The sequence below is a fragment of the Methyloceanibacter superfactus genome, from assembly GCF_001723305.1.
In the GTDB taxonomy this organism is placed as follows: domain Bacteria; phylum Pseudomonadota; class Alphaproteobacteria; order Rhizobiales; family Methyloligellaceae; genus Methyloceanibacter; species Methyloceanibacter superfactus.
Map to the genome: position 1 here is coordinate 1 of NZ_LPWF01000004.1, position 18,811 is coordinate 18,811.

Here is an 18,811-nt window from a genome sequence, read left to right on the forward strand (position 1 = left end):
TGAGCGCTTTCTCTTCGCGCTACCGCTTCGCTACTTGAGCGCTTTCTCTTCGCGCACCCGCTTCGCTGCTTGAGCGCTTAAGCGCTTACGGCAGGCAGTCCAGATAGGTTTCCACATCCCATTCGGTGACGGTGTGGTTGAAGCGCTCCCACTCGTCGTGCTTGTATTGGTGGTAGAGCCGGTACATCTCGCCCGGCATGCCGCGCTGAACCACCTTGTCCTCGGCCAACGCCTCGAGCGCCTCGCCCAACGTCATCGGCAGCTTCTTCACCTGCTTGCCGGCCTGGATCGCCTCGTAGATGTTGCGCTCCTCCGGCTCGCCGGGATCGAGACTGTTGTCGATGCCGTCGTCGGCCGCCGCCAAAATCGTCGAGCCCATCAGATAGGGATTCACCATCGAATCCACCGAGCGGTACTCGAACCGACCCGGCGCGGAGACCCGCAAGCCCGTGGTCCGGTTCTGGAAGCCCCAGTCGGCGAACACCGGCGCCCAGAAGCCCGTGTCCCACAGCCGGCGATAGGAGTTCACCGTCGACGAGCCCACCGCGGTCAGCGCGCGCAGATGATGCACGATGCCGCCGATCGCCGCCAAGCCCGCCTTGCCCGGCATCTGCACGTCGTCGCCGTCGGGCATGAAGGTGTTGTCGCCCCCGGAGACATACATGTAGTTGTGCGGCAGGCCCGGCAGATTGTCGGGGTCGTTGCCGGTCGGACGCATCTTGTCCTCGCCGCCACGCCACAGCGACATGTTGTGGTGACAGCCATTGGCCGACACGCCCATGAAGGGCTTCGACATGAAGCAGGCGATGATGCCGAACTCGCGCGCCACCTGCGCGCAGATCTGGCGATAGGTCGTCAGACGGTCGGCATTGCGCAGAACGTCGTCGAACATCCAGTTCAGCTCGAGCTGGCCGGGCGCGTCCTCGTGGTCGCCCTGGATCATGTCGAGACCCATCTTCCGGGAATACTCCATGACCTTCATGTAGACGGGGCGCAGGCTCTCGAACTGGTCGATGTGGTAGCAATACGGATTGGAATAACCGCCGTTCGGCTTGCCGTTCTCGTCCTTCTTCAGCCACATCATCTCCGGCTCGGTGCCCATGCGCAGAGACAGCCCGTCATGCTTGTCCTGGAACGCCTGGTGCAGACGGCGGAGATTGCCGCGGAATCCGCGGTGAGGAACCCGCCCGGGTCCTTCTTCTCCTCGCGGTTGCGGAACAGCGTGCAGTACATGCGCGCGATCCGCTTGTCCCAGGGCAGCTGCATGAAGGTCTCGGGATCGGGAATGCCGACCAGCTCCGCCGCCTCCGGGCCGTAGCCCAGATACTCGCCGTGGCGGTCGAGGAACAGATTGACCGTGGCCCCGTAGACGAGCTGGAAGCCCTTCTTGGCCACGCTCTCCCAATGATCGGCCGGGATGCCCTTGCCCATGATGCGGCCCGTGATCGACACGAACTGCAAGTAAAGATATTCGATCCCGAGCTCGTCGATCTTCCGCCGGACTTCCTTGACGAGTTCCTGGCGTTGCGGATCGTCTACATAGCGTTCGATATCCATCGGCATCTCCCCTGCCTCAACTCCATGGAAACGGACTATGGGAGACCGGGTGAAGCTCACCCTTGGCAAAGCGCCCGAAGCGGAACGGCTCCAGCAGCGCGCTCTTCTCTCCCATCAGTTCTTGGGCCACAAGCTTGCCCACGCCGATCATCTTATACCCGTGGTTGGAATCGGCGATCACGTAGACATTCTCGCGGAAATTATCGAACACCGGGAAGTTGTCCGGCGTGAAGCAGCCGAGGCCGCCCGACTTCTCTTTGTGCTTGTAGTGCTTGATCTGGCCCTCGAACCGCTTCTGGCAGTGGGCCAGCATCGAGCACCACATATGAATGAAGTCGTCGCCGACGATGAAGTCGGGTGAGTCCGGGCCGTAAGGATCGATGGCCACGTTGTCGGCGTCCTGGTCCACCTTGTAAGGCGAGGCGCCGCCCTGGATGCCGCCAAAATTGAAGTCAGGCTTGTAATAGAGACCCCAGAGCTGGTCGGTGATCAGCGAGCCGTCGACGTCGGAATATAACGGCGCGTCCGTGTCCACATGGATGACCGGCGGCATCTTGCCGTCATTGGTCTTGTGCATCTCGGGATCGACCCCGAGCGTGCCTTCCTCCAGACACCAGAACTTCCACATCGGCACGTTCTCGTGCAGCGTGCCGTCGCTTCCCTTGATGGTGATGGCCTTGGGCAGCTCCAGCATGTCCCAGACCTTGTTCACCCAGGGCCCCACGCCGACCACCACCGTCTCGCAGGCGATGACGCCCTTGTCTGTCTCCACCCCGGTGACGGCACCGGAGTTCGAGCCATACTCGAAGCCGAGAACCTCGACGCCGGTGGCGATGCGCACACCCTCGGCCTCCGCCTTATTGGCCAGACCGTAAAGAGAGGCGGTGTTGTTGGCGTAGCCGCCGCGCTTCTCATGCAGCACCGAGGTGATGTTCTGCGCCTGCCAATCGTCGAACAGGCCCGTCATGTATTTTTGGCAGTCGGCCGCCCCCTCGATGAAGGTCGACTCGTAGCCCAGCGCCTTCTGCTGCTCGTAGATCGTGCCCACGTCGGCGTGCATCACCTCGGGGCTGATCTGCATGTAGCCGACCGGATGATAGCTGTAGGCCTTGGGATCGCTCTCCCAGACCTCGACCGAATGCACCATCAGCTCGCGCATGGCCGGCTGGAAGTAATTGTTGCGCACCACCCCGCAGGCAATGCCGGACGCCCCGCCGCCAATCCCGGTCTTGTCGATCACCAGGATGTCCGCGCCAGACCCACGGCCAGACGCCTTCAACCTCTGCGCAAGATGATACGCCGTGCTCAGCCCGTGAATGCCGGCACCGATAATCACATATTTGACACTGCTCGGGAGACTCATGACCGGACCAAACCAATGCCTGAATTGGCCCGTAATTGGGCCTCAATCGTCGGCCAATTTGAACGCAACAATAGCGTTACTACCGTCATAACAATGCCCAGCGCGATGTTAATCCCAGTACGGCTATTACGGCACGCTGTTGAACCATTGTAAACCAATTTTTTCTTTACGAGCCCAAAGCGGGCCGATACAGTGCCGACAGAGGAGATTTGCCGTGACCAATGAGTCCTTCAGACAGGCCGAGGCGGCTTTCGCGCGGCTGGCCAAACCGGGGTCCGGTGTCGGCGCCATCTCAGCCTATCTGCAACGCGCCATCGAGACCGGGGCCTATAGCGAAGGCGACCGGCTGCCGCCGGAGCGGCAACTCGCCGAAACATTCAAGGCGGCACGCTCCACGGTGCGCCGCGCGCTCGACAAGCTCGAGAAGGAGGGGCTGGTGTCGCGCCGGCTCGGCAGCGGCACCTTCGTCGGCACGTCCGTCGCCGCCGGCCAACGCCCCGCCGATCTCGTGGACGAGTTGAGCCCGTTGCAACTTATTGAAGCGCGCATGGCGGTGGAGCCGTTCACCACGCGGCTCGCCGTGCTGCATGCCACGCGGCGGACTCTCGACGAGATGGATGCGGTGCTGTCCCATGCAGAAGCTTCGGCGGATGATAAGGACGCCTTCTCCAAATGGGACGGCGAGTTCCATTTGCTGCTGGCGCGCGCGTCCGCCAATCCGCTGCTACTCAGCGTCTATCGCCAGATCAATCACGTGCGATTGCACGCGCAATGGGACGCGATGAAGGAGAAGATCCTGACGCCCGAGGTCATCGACGCCTATAGCCGTCAGCACCGCGGCATCCTCAACGCGATCCATGTGCGCGATGCCCAACTGGCGCAGACCTTGATGACCGAGCATCTGGAGGCGGCGCGCGAGGACCTGGTTAAGGCGTCGAGCCCGTAGAAACGCGTACGCCCGCGACATCACAGCGCGTGAGATTTATCTCCGGGAAAAATTATTTCTCAGCGAGCAATCGCATTGCTAGCATCGTCGCCACGTACAGCGATGCCAGTAACCGAGGGTGCGATAGCGATGCTCAAGCCAACCAAGGATCTCAACTCACTTCGCGAGCAGCTCAAGGCCGAAGGCGTTGAGTTCCTGATGGCGAGCTTCTCCGACATGCATGGCGTGTCTAAGACCAAGATGGTGCCGCTGTCCCATCTCGGAGACATGATGGCCGGCTCAGAACTCTATACGGGCGCCGCACTCGACGGCGTGCCGCAGGACGTGAGCGACGAGGAGGTCTCGGCGCGGCCGGACCCCGCCTCTTGCATCGTGCTGCCGTGGCAGAAATCCGTCGCTTGGTTCGCCAGCAATCTGTGGTGCGAGGGCGAGCCGTTCGAGGCGTGCAGCCGCAATATCCTGGCACGCGCCACGAGCGCGGCCGCCGATATGGGCTTTGTCATGAATCTCGGCCTCGAGGCGGAGTTCTACGTGTTGAGGGACAGCGAGGCGGGCGCGGTTCCGGCGTCGGAGCGCGATACGCTCGATAAGCCTTGCTATGACGGCTATGGGGCGCTGGACAACCTGCCCTGGCTGTCGGAGCTGGTGGACGCCATGGAGGTGCTCGGCTGGGACGTCTATTCGTTCGACCACGAGGACGGCAACGGCCAGTTCGAGATCGACTTCAGCTATGCCGACGCCATGACCATGGCGGACCGGTTCGTATTCTTGCGAATGATGGCCAACGCCATTGCGCGCAAGCATGGCTATTTCGCCTCGTGGATGCCCAAGCCCTTCGCCAACCGCACGGGATCCGGCGCGCATTACAACATGTCGCTGGCGAGTGCCGAGACCGGGGACAATCTGTTCAAGGACGCGAGCGACCCGCGCGGCTGCGGCCTGTCCAAGCTCGGCTATCAATTCGTCGCCGGCGTGCTCAGGCATCTGCCGGCGATCAGCGCCGTCGTGTCACCCACCGTGAACAGCTATAAGCGTCTCATCAAGCAAGGCTCCATGTCGGGCTCGACCTGGGCGCCGGTCTTCGTCTGCTACGGCAACAACAACCGCACGAACGCCCTGCGCATTCCACTCGGCGGCGGGCGTGTCGAGCTGCGCGCGGCGGACAGCGCCAACAATCCCTATCTCGGCGCCGCCATGGTTCTATCGGCCGGGCTCGAGGGCATTCGCGAGGGTCTCGATCCGGGCGAGCCGCACACCGAGAACATGTACCGCAGATCCGACGCCGAGCTGAAAGAGCTTGGAATCAAGGTCCTCCCGCGAAACCTCGAAGAGGCCATCGACGCCTTCGAGGCCGACCCGCTCTCGGCTGAAGTCATGGGGAAAAACATGTTCTCCGCCTACGCGAAGTTCAGGCGGGACGAGTGGGAGGCCTATCACAACGCGGTCTCCGACTGGGAGCGGAACCGCTATCTCAAGTTCTTCTAGAACGGCGACTCGAAAAGAGCCAATCGGTTAGGCACCAAGCTGCCCAATTGGGCAGAGGCATTTTTCCGGTTTTGAGCCCGCTTTGGGCAACAGCTTGATTCGCCGGACTCTCCCTCCCTGGCACGCTCCTTGCGAAAGTAAATTTAGTTTCCTCTGAGGAAACGATAACGCCAGCGTGGACCGGGCTTCGGCGTCGCCGAATGCCTTGTCCGTTTGGATGGGGGTGCTGCTCATGGAAGGGCAAATTGCAGAACTAACGAAATCGAGCGGCATGCTCGGTACCGTCGACATGGAAATCTTCTACTGGTGGTGCACGGCCATCATGATCTGTATCCACGCCGGATTCCTTGCCTACGAAATGGGCGCATCGCGGGCCAAGAACGTGCTCGCATCCGGCGTAAAGAATATTCTCGCCTTCGCTTTTATCGTTCCAACATTCTTCTTCTTCGGGTGGTGGATCTATCTCGCCTTCCCGAGCGGCATCATCCCGGGCGAGTCCGGCGCCGCCGGTCTACCATGGGCCGCGGAAATGGGTCCGAACCTCTCGGACAATGCCTCCGGCGTGTTCTGGGCGGCCTTCGTGCTATTCGCGGCGACGACAGCGTCGATCTTCTCCGGCGCCGTCATCGAGCGTATTCGCGTCTCGGCCTTCGTGGTGCTCGCCATCGTTCTCGGCTCCGTGGCCTGGATCCTGGCGGCCTCTTGGGGCTGGCACCCGGATGGTTGGCTGGTCAAGGATTGGGGCTATCACGACGTCGGCTGCGCCGGCCTGATCCACGTGGTGGCGGGCTTCTTCGCCCTCGGCGTGTTGCTCAATCTCGGTCCGCGCATCGGCAAGTACAATGCCGATGGCACGGCGAACGATCTCTTGCCGCATAACGTGCCCATGGTGTTGATCGGCCTGATGCTGATTATCGTCGGCTTCTTCGGCTTCCTCGGCGCCTGCCTGATCTTCAACCCGGGTGCTCAGTGGACCAATATCTACGGCCAGCCGGCAACGCTGTCGTCCTACGCCTTCAACACGCTCATGTGCTTCTCGGGCGGCATTATCGGCGCCTGGGCGATGACACGCGATCCGTTCTGGATGATGTCGGGTGCTCTGGCAGGCATCTTCGTCGCGGCTGCCGGCCTCGACGTCTGGTATCCGCCGCTCGCCTTCCTGCTCGGCATCGTCGGTGGCGTCATCATCAAGCCCGGCAACGACTTCCTGTCGCGCATGGGCATCGATGATTCCGTCGGCGCCGTATCCGTGCATGGCTTTTCGGGCGTCCTCGGCGTCTTGGCGGTGGGCGTCCTGGCCGCGGGCTATCCCAATGTGGGTGACGCACCCCCGACCTCGTTCGTCGGTCAATTCGTCGGCCTCATCGTGATGCTGTGTTGCGGCTTCATCCCCGGCTATCTCGTCTCGCTGGCTCTCAAGAGCTTCGGCGTGCTCAGGGTGCCGGACAAGGCGCAAGAGATCGGCCTCGATCTGGCGGAGGTTCCCTGCCAGGCCTATCCCGAAGCCGTCGGCAGCAAGAGCGCGACGCTCATACCGGCGGAATAGACGGCAGTTCGAGCCAGTCATTGAAAGGAGACAAGAATGAACACGAGTCCGATCACAACTTGGGACGGGGCTGCCGCCTACTTCACCTTCGCCGACAAACCGATCGTGATGTACCTCATCCTCGCGGCAGCGATCGTCATCACCTTCGGCACGATCATCATGGCGGCAATCCATGAGGTCGAAGCCTTCAAGAAGCTGGAAGACAAGAAATAGCGTGCCCTCCGCGCAGGTGAAGCCTTGTCAGCCGTCCACGGGTTGGCAGGGCTTCGCTGCGCCAGGGGAGACGTTTGGGCTATAGTCGACCGTGGGAGGAAAGCGCCATGGAGCAGAAAGTTTCGGACGACGTCGCCGCGCTGAAGCAGTCGCTAGCCGACAAGGGTGTGAAATATCTGATGGCGAGTTTCGCGGACATGCATGGCGTGTCCAAGGCGAAGATGGTGCCGCTGAGCCACATCAACCAAATGCTCCACGGCTCAGAGCTCTATACGGGAGCCGCGCTCGACGGCGTGCCGCAGGACGTGAGCGACGAGGAAGTCGCGGCCCATCCCGACCCGGATTCGGCGACTGTGCTTCCCTGGCAACCCGACGTCGCGTGGCTCGCCAGCGATCTATGGTGCGAGGGCAAGCCGTTCGATGCCTGCTCCCGCAACATTCTCAAGCGCCAGCTGAAAGCCGCCCTCGATCTCGGCTACGCGATGAAATTCGGCATGGAGGCCGAGTTCTTCGTGTTCAAGGATGCCGAGAACGGCGGCTTCGAGCCGCTCTCGCCGCTACCGCATCTCGATAAGCCCGCCTATGACGCCACGCGCTTGCTGGACAACCTGCCCTGGGTCGCCGACCTGGTCGATGCCATGAACGGGCTCGGTTGGGGCGTGTATTCCTTCGACCACGAGGACGGCATCGGCCAGTTCGAGATCGACTTCAACTACGCCGACGCGCTGACCATGGCCGACCGCTATGTGTTCTTCCGCTTCATGGCGAATTCCATCGCCCGGAAGCACGGCGCCTTCGCCACGTTCATGCCGAAGCCGCTCGGCGACCGGGCCGGCTCCGGCGCGCATTTCAATATCTCGCTGGCCGACCCGACAAGCGGCGCCAATTTGTTCGCCGCCGCCTCCGACAGTCGCGGCAACAAGCTTTCGGAGCTCGGTTATCACTTCCTCGGCGGCGTGCTGAAACATGTGGAGGCGATCTGCGCGGTGTGCTCGCCGATGGTCAACAGCTACAAACGGCTGATCAAGCAGGGCTCGATGTCCGGCTTCACCTGGCGCCCGGTGTTCGCCTGCTACGGCAACAACAACCGCACCAACTCCTTGCGCATTCCGCTGGCCGGCGGCCGGGTCGAGCTGAGGCCGGCCGACAGTGCCTGCAATCCCTATCTCGGGGCGGCGCTGACCCTCGCCGCCGGGCTCGAAGGCATCCGCGAGCGGCTGGATCCGGGCGAGCCCTATCGGGAGAACATGTACCGGAAATCCCCGGAGGAGCTCGAAGCGCTTGGCGTCAAGCTCCTGCCACGCACGCTGGAAGAGGCCGTGGATGCGTTCGAGGCCGATCCGCTGACGAAGGCGGTTTTCGGCTCCAGCATGCACAAGGCCTGGATCGACTTTAAGCGCGAGGAGTGGTCGAGCTATCATAACCACGTCTCCGACTGGGAGCAGGCGCGCTATCTGAAGTTCTTCTAGCGCCGGGATGGTTTTCAGGGCTGTTCGCGGGGAGTGAATGGAAGCGTTCGTCGCAGACCTCGACCTGCAATCGGGTGCGTCCTTGCCGGATGCGCGCCTCGTCTATCAGACCTACGGCACGCTGAATGCCGACCGCTCCAATGCGATCCTGTTTCCCACCCGGTTCGGCGGCACGCATGAGCAAAATGAGTGGCTGATCAACGAGGGCATGGCGCTCGACCCTAAGCGCTATTTCATTATCGTGCCAAACATGCTCGGCAACGGCGTGTCCTCGTCCCCGTCCAACACGCCCGACCCTCACGGGCGCGGCGCCTTTCCCGACATCACCATCTACGACAATGTCCGCTTCCAGCACCGGCTCATCACCGAGGCGCTGAACATTGAGCGGTTCGCCATGGTGGTCGGCTGGTCCATGGGGGCCCAGCAGAGCTTTCAGTGGGCGGCGCTCTATCCCGATATGGTGCCGCGGCTCGCGTGCCTATGCGGCACGGCGAAGACGGCCGAGCATAACCGCGTTTTCCTGGAGGCATTGCGCGCGGCGATCGTCGCCGACGGGGCGTTCGCGGACGGCTTCTACGAGGCGCCGCCGCTCGGGGGTTTGCGGGCGGTGGGACGCATCTATGCGGGCTGGGCCTATTCGCAAGACTGGTATCGCGCCCGTGGCTATCAAGCGCTCGGCTTTCAGACCTTGGACGAATATCTCACGGGCTATTGGGACGCGCTCTACGAGCAGCGCGACGCCAACAATCTGATGGCCATGACGTGGACGTGGATCCACAACGACATCAGCGCCAACGCGGTGTTCGACGGCGACCTTGAGGCCGCACTCGGCGCCATCACGGCGCGTACCCTGCTCATGCCGTGCATGACGGACCTATATTTCCGGACGGCCGACAACGAGGCGGAACTCCAGCACCTCAAGGACGGCCGCCTCGTCGAGATCCCTTCCTATTGGGGGCATATGTCGGCCGCGGGCCAGAATGAGGCGGATACGCAGTTCATCGACGCCCAGTTGAAAGCGCTCCTCGCTGAAGAGGCTTGAGCCTGGCGCGGACTCTATTGTCCCGGGCTTCAGCATTAACGCCGGAATGCGTTCAAATCCCCGAGAACTGGCCCCGGACCGAGGGCCAAGATCTAGCCCGGGCCACTTTCTCACTTTAGATTGAGCCCTCACCGGTTCAGTCCGCTCCTTAGCTTCTGTGACGGTGGTGCTTTTTCGGAATTGCCTCGAACGAGATGCCGGAGCCGCAAACCCGTGATGGATGTGAACCGAGAGACCTCTTCGCCGCCCCCGCGACGAACGCGCTGGGGCATGTGTCTCGGCCTGTTCGTGGCGGCCCTGGCGTATCCCGGCGCTCCGTCGAAGCACAGGCCGTCCCGCCGGTGGAGACGGACGTGGTGCGAGAAGCGCCCGTCATCCGCAAGCTCGAATTATCGGGCACCGTCACCTCGCCGCATGCCGCGCAGATCTCGACGTCCGTTGAGGGGCTGGTGAGCGCCGTGCATTTCGACAACGGCGCAGAGGTCAAGCGCGGCGATCTCCTGCTGGAGCTCGATTCCGAATTGGAGGAAGCGGCCCATGCGCAAGCTGAGGCCCGCGCCGCCCAGGCCGCGGCCGAGGTCAAGGACGCCGAGCGCCGCCTGCGGATCGCCGAGAGCCTGGCCAAGCGCAATTACGGGCCGCAGAACGCGGTGGAGGCGGGACAGGCCGAGGTCGAGATCGACGGCGCCACTTATGACAGCTTCATGGCCGAGCAGAAGCGCCACGCCGCGATTCTGGCGCGCCACAAATTGCCGGCGCCCTTCGACGGCGTCATCTCCAAGCGCATGGTCGAGGTAGGCCAATGGGTCGAGCCGGGCACACCCGTGTTCGAGCTTGTGGCCATGCGCGCCTTCCGCATCGACGTACCGGTGCCGCAGGACTATTACGCGCGCTTGCGCGAAGGCGCCTCAGTATCGGTGGCACTCGACTCGCTGCCGGGCGAGGTCGTCCCGGCCAAGATTGGCGCGCTCATTCCGGTAAGCGATCCCGACGCCAGGACCTTCACCTTGCGCGTCCTGCCCCAGCGTGACGACATTCCGATCATGCCCGGCATGTCGGCACGGGTGATGATCAATCTCGATACCGGAAAGCGGGACCTCGTGGTCAGCCGCGACGCCTGATCCGCTATCCGGATGGCCGCATCACCGTGTGGGTGATCGAGAACGACGGCGACGCGATGAGCGTCACTGAGAAGAGGATCGAGATCGGGCTTGCCTTCGATGGCATGGTCCAGGTGCGCTCCGGGTTGAAGGACGGCGACCGCGTCGTGGTGCGCGGCAACGAGTCCTTGCGCGAGGGCCAGACGGTCCGGCTTGCCAGCTGATGCGCGAAGCCGAGACATCCGAGGTGGAATGCTCGAGAAGATAGTGAAGCACGGAACGTTGGTGACGGTTGTCACGCTCATCGTGTGCGTGCTCGGCATCGTCGCCGCGTTCCGCATCCCCGTGCAGATGATCCCCGACCTCGAAGTGCGCACGGTCACGGTACAGACGCGCTGGCCTGGGGCCACGCCGCAAGACGTCGAAAAAGAGATCGTCATCGAGCAGGAGGAGTATCTTCGCTCGATCCCGAGCCTGGAGCGCATCATATCCCGCGCCGAGAGCGGCAGCGCCCGGATCGAGCTCGAGTTCCCCTACAATATCGATCTCAATGAGACGATGATCCGCATCAACAATGCGTTGAGCCAGGTTCCGTCCTATCCCGAAAATGTCGACCAGCCGCGCATCTTCGCGAGCTCGTTCAGCGCCAACTCTTTCATGTATTTCCGCGTGTCGCCGCTGCCGGGCAATCCTCGCGAACTCGACATGGATATGATGCGGGATTTCGTCGACGACAATGTCCGGGCGCGGCTCGAAAGCGTGACCGACGTGTCAAATGTCCGTATCGGGGGCGGCGCAGAGAAGCAGATCCAGATCCTGTTCGATCCCGCGGCGCTGGCCGAAAGGAAATTGTCGCTCACGGACGTTCGGCGCGCGGTGTCCAATCGCAACCGGGACACCTCCGGCGGCGAGATCGAGAGCGGCAAGCGTCGCTACCTCCTGCGCACGATCGGCCGTTTCGACGATCCAGACTCGCTGAAGGAGCTGATTATTGCCCGGCGCGGCGGAACGATCATCCGGCTCGAGGACGTCGCCGATGTCAGGCTCGGGCACTTCGAGATCTATACGCGCGCCTATGTGAACGACCGGCCCATCATCTTCCTGTCGATCAGGCGCGAGGCCGGCTCCAATGTCATCGCCATTAAAGAGGCGGTCATGAAGGAGGCCGAGGCAATCAATCGCGAGGTGCTGGGCCCGGCAGGCATGGAGCTCGAACTCACGGCCGACGACGTCAACTATGTCGAGGCGTCGATCCGCAATGTATGGACCAATCTCGCCATCGGCGCGGTGCTGGCGACGCTGGTCATGTTTCTGTTCCTACGCTCGGTGAAAGCGACGGTCGTCGGCGTCATCGGCATTCCCATCTGCACGATTGCCGCGTTCATCGGACTCATGCTGGCGGGCCGTACCGTCAATGTCATCTCGCTGGCGGGCGTGGCGTTTGCCATCGGCATGACCCTGGACAACACCATCGTCGTCCTGGAGAGCATCGATTTAGAGCGAAGGCGCGGCCTCGGACGGCTCAAAGGTGCCATCGAAGGCGTGCGCAAGGTATGGGCCGCCGTGCTGGCCTCGACGCTGACCACCGTGCTGGTGTTCATTCCCATAGTGTTTATTCACGAGGAGGCTGGTCAGCTTTACTCGGACATCGCCATTGCCGTCTCCGCCTCCATTCTCGCCTCCATGATCGTGGCCATCACCGTGGTCCCGACCGCAGCGGCGCATTTCGACCTGACGCCACAGGATAATCTGGCGGTCGACCGCGCCGACGGCGCCATCGTCAAAGCCGTGGGCTGGCTGATGACCGGGTGGTTCCGGCGACTCGTCTGCATTCTCGGCGCCGCGGGCGCGAGTGCTGCGGTGATCCTGCTGCTGACGCCCCCGGCCGAATATCTTCCAGAGGGTGAGGAGCCCAAGATGTTCGCCCGGCTGAACGCGCCGCCCGGCTACAATCTGGACACGATTTCGGAGATCGGCTCGGACCTGCAAGATTGGCTGATGCCTTTCGTCAAGGACGATCCCGAGCGGTTCCGGCGCGGCGAAACGGAGGTGCCGGCGATCAAATATTTCTTCCTGATGATGGAGGCCGACGGCCTGCGCATTATCGCCGAGACGATCGACCCCGGTGACATCAATGCGCTGATGAAGGTCGTCGGCAAGAGATATCAGACCTATGCCGGTATGCGCGCCTTCGTATCGCGCGGCTCGATTATCACCAGCAATGACGGCGGCACGCGCAGCGTTAGCCTCGATATTTCGGGGCGGCGGCTCGAGGACGTCTATAACGTGGCCTCGGCGGCTTATCGCCGGGCCGGCGAGATCTTTGACGATCCGAGAATCCAGGCCGACCCGCCGACGCTGACCCTGTCGCAGCCGCTGATCGAGGTGCGTCCCAAATGGGAGCGTGCGGCAGAACTGGGCATGACCGCGGACGATGTCGGCTTCACCGTGGCCGCGCTCACGGACGGCGCCTACGTTGGCGAGTTCTTCCGCGACGACGAGAAAATCGACATCTATTTCTACACCAAGGACGCGTTGCGCACCGAGCTCGATACCCTTGGACAGATGCCGGTCTATACGCCGCAAGGCGCCATAGTGCCGCTCTCGGCAGTGGCGGAGATCAAGGAGACGGTCGACACCAGCTCCATCAGACGCATCAACGGCAAGCGGACCGTGACGCTCAATATCATTCCGCCGGACAATGTCGCGCTGGAGACCGGGGTGGAGATCGTTCGCAACCAACTCGTCGATCATATGCGGCGAAGCGGCGAGGTTCCTTTCGACGTCGGCATGACCATCACCGGCGCCTCCGATCAGCTCGATGCGACGCGCAGCGCCCTTGCCAGCAATTACATCGTGGCGGTGATCATCATTTATCTGCTGCTCGTCGCCATCTTCACCAACTGGGGCTATCCGCTGTTGATCATGACCACCATTCCACTCGGTGTCGCCGGCGGGCTCGTAGGGCTGGCGCTGATGAACGCGGTGGGTGCTGTCCTGCCGCGCTTCGGGCTCGATCCGATCATCCAGCCCTTCGACATGATCACCATGCTGGGCTTCCTGATCCTCATGGGAACCGTGGTGAACAACCCGATCCTGATCGTCGACCGCGCGCTCTATAACGTGCGCGAGATGGGACTCGATGCGGCGGCGGCGGTGATGGAGGCGGTGTCGTCACGGCTCAGACCGATCGCAATGTCCACGGTGACGACCATTTGCGGCCTGGCGCCGCTCGTGTTCATCCCCGGTGCCGGCACGGAGCTTTATCGCGGCGTCGGCGCCATCGTCCTGTTCGGTATCTTGGGCACGGCGGTGATCACGCTCACCTTCCTACCGGCGCTGTCCATCGCCGTGTTGCGCGCCGCGGGCTACGCGGCCAGGCCAGCCGGTAAATCGTCGGACATGGCTCCCTCGCCCGCGCCCGGCGAGTGACGGTCAGGTCAACCCGACCCGAGTTCCGGGACCAGTTGCTTCGGCAGCACAGAGTTGGTGGGGAAATGGCGCGCCCGAAAGGATTCGAACCTCTGACCCCCAGATTCGTAGTCTGGTGCTCTATCCAGCTGAGCTACGGGCGCGTCTGCCGATCGCTCCGCTACATCAGGGAGTGGGACAGGCAGGGGGCCTACCTAATACCTCGGACGACCGAAGGCAAGACTGACAAAGGCCTGCCGGGCGCGGTCAAACCGACGCGCGGACTTGAAAACATTGGAAGACTTGGGAACCTTGGCCGAATCGAAACAGTTTTCGAGTATGTTGCGCCGACAACCATTAGGGAGAAGCACCCATGCACCGCTTTACGAGCTACGCCTCAGCCGTTCTTTTCGCCGCCGTTCTCGCCCTCGGCCTGGCGAGCTGCGATGGGGCAAACAGCGCCTTCGCCGGCAAATATGAGACCACGGATACTCAAGGTCAGCCCATGACCATCACCCTGTCCGAGGACGGGGCGGCGTCTGGTAGCCGCGCCGAGGAGACCCTGAAGGGCTCATGGAAAGAGGAAGGCGACGGCGTGATGGTGACATGGTCCGACGATTGGGCCACCAAGATCACCAAGGACGGCGATAAATACACCAAGACCGCCTATAAGGGCGGGACCGCCGATGGCGAGCCTGTGGCCGCCAAGAAGGTCGAGTAACGACGCCAGGCTCTTACGCGCGGCGCTGCCTTGCCCGTTCCAACTCGACGACCACGTCGGGAATGGTGACGCGGAAGGTGGCGCCGCCGTCGTCCGGAGAAGCTCGATCTGCCCACCATGCGCCTGAACCAGTTCGGCGGCGATGGCGAGCCCAAGACCTGAGCCCCCTTTGCGCGAAACCGTCTGAAACGCCTGGAACAGTCGAGCGCGTGCCTGTTCCGGCACGCCCGGCCCCGTATCGGCGACGTCGATGATGGCTACGGTGCCTTCACGGCGCGCCACGACTATGATCTCGCCAGCGCGGCCGCCATCGCTGTCCAATGCCTGCACGGCGTTGCGGCAAAGATTGCTCAGCACCCGATAGAGCTGGTCCCGGTCGGCGTCGACCTCGAGCGCGTCCTCGATGTCGAGGCTCCAGCCGATATGATCGTCGCGCGGAAGGCCAAGGCTGTCGCCAATCTCGCTCACCAGCGGGGCAAGCTCAAAGCGCTTGCGCCGCGGCGGCGATTCCTGCGCCTGGCCGAAATCGAGCGTATGGACGCAAAGCCGGATGGCGCGGTCGAGCGAGACGATCAGCTTAGGCACGAGCCGCTGCACGGTCGGGTCCTTGACCGCAGCCAAGCGGTCGGAGAGGAGCTGGGCGCTCGACAGCATATTGCGCAAGTCGTGGCTGATCTTGCTCACGGCCAGTCCCCACGCCGCAAGCCGCGTCTTCTGCGACAACGTCTCCGACAGCTCATGCTGCATGGCGGAGAGCTCGCGCTCGGCGGTGCCGATCTCGTCGCGGCGCGACGACGGCGCGATGATCCTGGTCGGATCCTCGGGCTGTTCGGCGAAGCGCACCATGTTCCAAGTGAGCTTGGTTGGGTTCCAGAGCGCGTCGAGCGCGAGGTAGACGAGCGTGGCGGTGATGATCGAGATGAGGATCGACAGGCCCAAAATGTCGAGCCCATAGCGGATCATCGCCGTCTTCAGTGGCCCCTCGCCCATGACCACGTCGATGGTCTCGCCAGGATTGAAGCCCGGCTCGCCGACGACGCGGATGACGCGATCGTCGGGGGCGACATAGACCATGAGCGCGTCGGTGATGAGGCTGAGCCACGAGGCATCGCGGAGATCGAAAGAGGCGCCGATCTCGGTCGGCATGTCCATCTCGATGATGAGCACCCGCGAGTTCGCCCGCTTCACCGCAATGGCCTTCACCTTGGCGCTGTCGAGCAGTTTGTCACGCAGCGTGGCGGGAAGCTCGCCGCCCGGCGCCGCCTCGGCCGCCAGCGACGCGATCTGCGCCGCGGCCAGCCGCTCCATCAGCCATTGACGGCGGAAATTCGAGACCGAAGGCACGAAGACAAACACCTCCGCCACCATGACGAAGAGAATGGTGAGCAGCAGGAGCTTGGCCGACAGTCCCGGCACATAGCGGGACAGATGCTCGGCCGCCGGTCCTTTATTTGGAGCCTGGTCGTTCACGTCAGGACGCTCGCAAAAAGCCACTTCGGAGCCTAGGGCGCCAAGTCTAGCGCCCAAGCCCTAATTCTAGCCGAAAATCAGGCGTTTTTCCGCAAATCTGACGGTCAGCCCAAGCGGCGCAGCAAGCCGATGACGGTGCGCAGCCAGCCCTTGGTCAGCGTGGGCTGATAATAGGCGTAAGCCACCTTTTTCGAGAGCTCCGACAGAGTCGGATAGGGCAGCACCAGCGAGATCAGGTCGCCGATCCGGATATCCTTGGCCATGGCCACGATCCAGAGCTGGAGCATCTCGCCGGCTTCCGCGCCGACGATGGTGACGCCGAGGATGGTGCCGTCCTTCTTGGTAATGACCTTGATGAAGCCTTCGGTCTGACGCTCGCACTGGGCACGGTCGTTGTCGGAATACGGCGCGCGGAAGATGCGGATGCGCCGGTACTGCTTATGCGCCTCGGCCTCGGTGAGACCGACCTGGGCAAGCTCGGGATCGGTGTAGATGACCCGGGGAATATTCGCCGCGCTCACGTCGGGCTTGAGCCGGAACAGCGCATTCCTGATGACGATGCCGGCGTGGTAGTTGGCGAGATGGGTGAACTGCGCGCCGCCGACGGCATCGCCGATGGCGTAGACCCGGCGGTTGGTCGTCTTGAGCTGCTCGTTGACCTTGATGCCATCGGCCGTGTGGGCAATGCCGGCGCGGTCGAGACTGAGCTGCTTCAGGTTCGGTTTGCGCCCTGTGGCGACCAGAAGATGCGAACCCTTAATGATGACGCTCTCGCCGTCCTTATGAAAATGCACGGCGACGCCTTGCACGGACGGCTCGACGCGCTCCACCCGCGTGTTGGGGTAGAGCACGACCTCGGTATCCTCGAGCCGCTTGAGCAGCACCTTGGCCGCTTCCGGATCCTCATGGGCGAGGAAATCGGCCGTGTCGAAAATGGTGACGTGGGAGCCGAGCATGCGATTGGCTTGGCCGAGCTCAAGCCCGATCGGGCCGCCACCCAGCACGATCAGATGCTGAATACGCTCGCTGACGTCGAAGATGGTCTCGTTGGTGAGATACGGAACCTCGTCGAGCCCCGGGATCGAGGGGATCGTGGGCGAGGAGCCAGTGGCGATGACAAAGCGGCGGGCGCGCACCAAGACCCGGCCGGCCTCCACGGTAAACTTGTCGAGAAAGTTCGCCTGCGCCTGGATCACGCGGACGCCGAGCCCGGTGAAGCGCTCGACACTATCGTTCGGCGCGATGGCGGCAATGGCGCCATGCACGTGATCGTGGACGCCGCGATGGTCGATCTGCGCTTCGAGGACCTCGATGCCGAAGGTGGCCGCGGTGCGCACCGCATCGGCGCGTTTGCCGGCCGCGAGCAGCGCCTTGGAGGGAACACAGCCATAGTTGAGGCAATCGCCCCCCATGAGGCCCTTCTCAATGAGCACGACCGGCACGCCGAACTGCGCCGCCGCCGCCGCCACCGAAAGGCCCCCTGAGCCCGCGCCAATGACGCAGAGGTCGGGCTTCAGCACCTCTTCCATAATCGTCTAGCCCCCCATAACCGCTTCAGGCCGCCCGGCGCCGGAACCATTTTAACCCCACCGGAATGAGCGACACGAGGCCCAGCGCCACCAATCCAGCAATAAGCTCAGGCGTCAGCAATGCACTCGGATCGAGCCCTGACGGACACGACTCTTGAGCCCCCTCGCCCATCTTTGCAAGGCAGGATTGGTGGGCAGATTGCTGCGCCTCGATAACGCTGTCGAGACCGTTACCCGCCAGCGCAAAGGCAAATGTTCCCGGGATAATGCCTAGGAAGGTGGTCACAACATAGGTCGCAAACCCGACGCCGAGAAGACCCGGCGCGAGATTGACCAGCCAAAAAGGAAAGATCGGCACGAGGCGCAAAAACAGAAGATAGCTGAAGGCGTCCTCGCGAAAGCCCTCGCCGAACCGTTTCAGGGCCGGCCCTGCCCGCGCACGAGCACGTCCCGCAGCGTGCTCCTGGCGACGAGAAACACCACCGTGGCGCCAAGGGTGGCGCCAATCACCGAGGTCACGCCGCCGATCATCCAGCCAAACAAGAAGCCGCCGGCGATGGTCAGGACCGCGCCGCCGGGAAGCGACAGGGCCACGGTGATGGCGTAGAGGGCAACAAAGCCGGCGAGCGCCAGCAACAAATGCCCTTGGATGAGCGCGCGCAGCGCCTCCCGGTTGGCGGCCAAGTGCTCAAGCGTCAGGTAACGGTGCCAGCCCATGGCGAGGATGAAGCGCCGGCGGCCAAGAGCAGCAGAAGGGCCAGAGGCGCTTCAGCCAGCTCGCGGCGCCGCGCGCCATGTCCGACACGGTATCCATGCTCAAGGGTACTCCTTGGCTGCCCTGAGCCAAGACATAGGCAGACACCATAAGCGCCGGAAACGGCCTTTCTCGCCATTGTGATGGACCGTCACCCCGTGTGATGCAAGAAATGGCCTGATTTGTTGACTTGCGCGTGTCCGCA

16 protein-coding genes and 1 tRNA gene are annotated in these 18,811 nt (G+C 62.9%); 9 read left to right on the forward strand and 8 right to left on the reverse strand.

Annotated elements, in window-relative coordinates; translation table 11 throughout:
• Window positions 1–85 precede the first annotated feature (85 nt).
• Genes AUC69_RS00910 through AUC69_RS00915 form a run of 3 tightly spaced genes read right to left on the reverse strand, consistent with a single transcriptional unit; the run spans window position 86 to window position 2,920 of the window.
• Window positions 86–1,147 carry a glutamine synthetase family protein gene (locus AUC69_RS00910; RefSeq protein ID WP_244500043.1) on the reverse strand — a complete coding sequence of 354 codons (1,062 nt, stop codon included), beginning with the start codon at window positions 1,145–1,147 and terminating at the stop codon, window positions 86–88.
• Window positions 1,081–1,557, reverse strand: coding sequence for a type I glutamate--ammonia ligase (locus tag AUC69_RS18090; RefSeq protein ID WP_244500027.1), 477 nt, complete (start codon window positions 1,555–1,557; stop codon window positions 1,081–1,083). The genes AUC69_RS00910 and AUC69_RS18090 overlap by 67 nt, the downstream gene beginning before the upstream one ends.
• A 16-nt stretch (window positions 1,558–1,573) precedes the next feature.
• Window positions 1,574–2,920, reverse strand: coding sequence for an NAD(P)/FAD-dependent oxidoreductase (locus tag AUC69_RS00915; protein ID WP_069440491.1), 1,347 nt, complete (start codon window positions 2,918–2,920; stop codon window positions 1,574–1,576).
• A 214-nt stretch (window positions 2,921–3,134) separates the two neighbouring features.
• On the opposite strand from AUC69_RS00915, the gene AUC69_RS00920 reads away from it, so the two are divergent.
• From AUC69_RS00920 to AUC69_RS00950, 9 genes are all read left to right on the forward strand, one after another.
• Window positions 3,135–3,866, forward strand: coding sequence for a FadR/GntR family transcriptional regulator (locus AUC69_RS00920; RefSeq protein WP_141700512.1), 732 nt, complete (start codon window positions 3,135–3,137; stop codon window positions 3,864–3,866).
• A 129-nt stretch (window positions 3,867–3,995) separates the two neighbouring features.
• Window positions 3,996–5,351 (forward strand): type III glutamate--ammonia ligase, encoded by a 1,356-nt coding sequence (gene glnT, locus AUC69_RS00925; protein WP_069440492.1) that lies wholly within the window; start codon window positions 3,996–3,998, stop codon window positions 5,349–5,351.
• Between the two features lie 271 nt (window positions 5,352–5,622).
• A complete protein-coding gene (locus tag AUC69_RS00930; RefSeq protein WP_244500028.1) occupies window positions 5,623–6,897 on the forward strand; it encodes an ammonium transporter in 1,275 nt (424 codons plus the stop codon).
• A 36-nt stretch (window positions 6,898–6,933) separates the two neighbouring features.
• Window positions 6,934–7,110 (forward strand): hypothetical protein, encoded by a 177-nt coding sequence (locus AUC69_RS17700; protein WP_193427385.1) that lies wholly within the window; start codon window positions 6,934–6,936, stop codon window positions 7,108–7,110.
• A 107-nt stretch (window positions 7,111–7,217) separates the two neighbouring features.
• Window positions 7,218–8,579: a type III glutamate--ammonia ligase gene (gene glnT / locus AUC69_RS00935; protein WP_069440493.1), complete on the forward strand. Its 1,362-nt coding sequence runs from the start codon at window positions 7,218–7,220 to the stop codon at window positions 8,577–8,579.
• 37 nt (window positions 8,580–8,616) lie between these two features.
• Entirely contained in the window at window positions 8,617–9,621 is a 1,005-nt protein-coding gene (locus AUC69_RS00940) for an alpha/beta fold hydrolase (protein WP_069440494.1), read from the forward strand.
• 353 nt (window positions 9,622–9,974) lie between these two features.
• On the forward strand, window positions 9,975–10,742 hold the full coding sequence (locus AUC69_RS00945) for an efflux RND transporter periplasmic adaptor subunit (RefSeq protein WP_158007965.1): 768 nt from the start codon (window positions 9,975–9,977) through the stop codon (window positions 10,740–10,742).
• Window positions 10,742–10,945 (forward strand): permuted SH3 domain-containing protein, encoded by a 204-nt coding sequence (locus AUC69_RS17230; protein ID WP_483127764.1) that lies wholly within the window; start codon window positions 10,742–10,744, stop codon window positions 10,943–10,945. The genes AUC69_RS00945 and AUC69_RS17230 overlap by 1 nt, the downstream gene beginning before the upstream one ends.
• 28 nt (window positions 10,946–10,973) lie before the next feature.
• The gene (locus AUC69_RS00950) at window positions 10,974–14,153 is read left to right on the forward strand and encodes an efflux RND transporter permease subunit (RefSeq protein WP_069440496.1); all 3,180 of its coding nucleotides are present in this window, start codon (window positions 10,974–10,976) and stop codon (window positions 14,151–14,153) included.
• A gap of 66 nt (window positions 14,154–14,219) precedes the next feature.
• Here the strand turns inward: AUC69_RS00950 and AUC69_RS00955 are convergent.
• From AUC69_RS00955 to AUC69_RS16765, 5 genes are all read right to left on the reverse strand, one after another.
• Window positions 14,220–14,296, reverse strand: a tRNA-Arg gene (locus AUC69_RS00955).
• 407 nt (window positions 14,297–14,703) lie between these two features.
• The gene (locus tag AUC69_RS00965) at window positions 14,704–16,323 is read right to left on the reverse strand and encodes a sensor histidine kinase (RefSeq protein WP_244500029.1); all 1,620 of its coding nucleotides are present in this window, start codon (window positions 16,321–16,323) and stop codon (window positions 14,704–14,706) included.
• 104 nt (window positions 16,324–16,427) lie between these two features.
• Window positions 16,428–17,852 (reverse strand): dihydrolipoyl dehydrogenase family protein, encoded by a 1,425-nt coding sequence (locus AUC69_RS00970; protein WP_069440498.1) that lies wholly within the window; start codon window positions 17,850–17,852, stop codon window positions 16,428–16,430.
• Window positions 17,853–17,877: 25 nt separating this feature from the next.
• A complete protein-coding gene (locus AUC69_RS00975; protein ID WP_083238952.1) occupies window positions 17,878–18,387 on the reverse strand; it encodes a VTT domain-containing protein in 510 nt (169 codons plus the stop codon).
• A complete protein-coding gene (locus tag AUC69_RS16765; protein WP_069440500.1) occupies window positions 18,270–18,569 on the reverse strand; it encodes a TVP38/TMEM64 family protein in 300 nt (99 codons plus the stop codon). Before AUC69_RS16765 ends, AUC69_RS00975 begins: the two co-directional genes overlap by 118 nt.
• Between the last annotated feature and the right edge of the window lie 242 nt (window positions 18,570–18,811).

Bases quoted from the DNA above. Each gene is read 5' to 3' on its own strand.
- glnT (WP_069440493.1), top strand. From the start codon at position 7,218: ATGGAGCAGAAAGTTTCGGACGACGTCGCCGCGCTGAAGCAGTCGCTA.
- AUC69_RS00940 (WP_069440494.1), top strand. From the start codon at position 8,617: ATGGAAGCGTTCGTCGCAGACCTCGACCTGCAATCGGGTGCGTCCTTG.
- AUC69_RS16765 (WP_069440500.1), bottom strand. From the start codon at position 18,569: ATGGGCTGGCACCGTTACCTGACGCTTGAGCACTTGGCCGCCAACCGG.
- AUC69_RS00930 (WP_244500028.1), top strand. From the start codon at position 5,623: ATGCTCGGTACCGTCGACATGGAAATCTTCTACTGGTGGTGCACGGCC.
- glnT (WP_069440492.1), top strand. From the start codon at position 3,996: ATGCTCAAGCCAACCAAGGATCTCAACTCACTTCGCGAGCAGCTCAAG.
- AUC69_RS00915 (WP_069440491.1), bottom strand. From the start codon at position 2,920: ATGAGTCTCCCGAGCAGTGTCAAATATGTGATTATCGGTGCCGGCATT.
- AUC69_RS17700 (WP_193427385.1), top strand. From the start codon at position 6,934: ATGAACACGAGTCCGATCACAACTTGGGACGGGGCTGCCGCCTACTTC.
- AUC69_RS00970 (WP_069440498.1), bottom strand. From the start codon at position 17,852: ATGGAAGAGGTGCTGAAGCCCGACCTCTGCGTCATTGGCGCGGGCTCA.
- AUC69_RS00950 (WP_069440496.1), top strand. From the start codon at position 10,974: ATGCTCGAGAAGATAGTGAAGCACGGAACGTTGGTGACGGTTGTCACG.
- AUC69_RS18090 (WP_244500027.1), bottom strand. From the start codon at position 1,557: ATGGATATCGAACGCTATGTAGACGATCCGCAACGCCAGGAACTCGTC.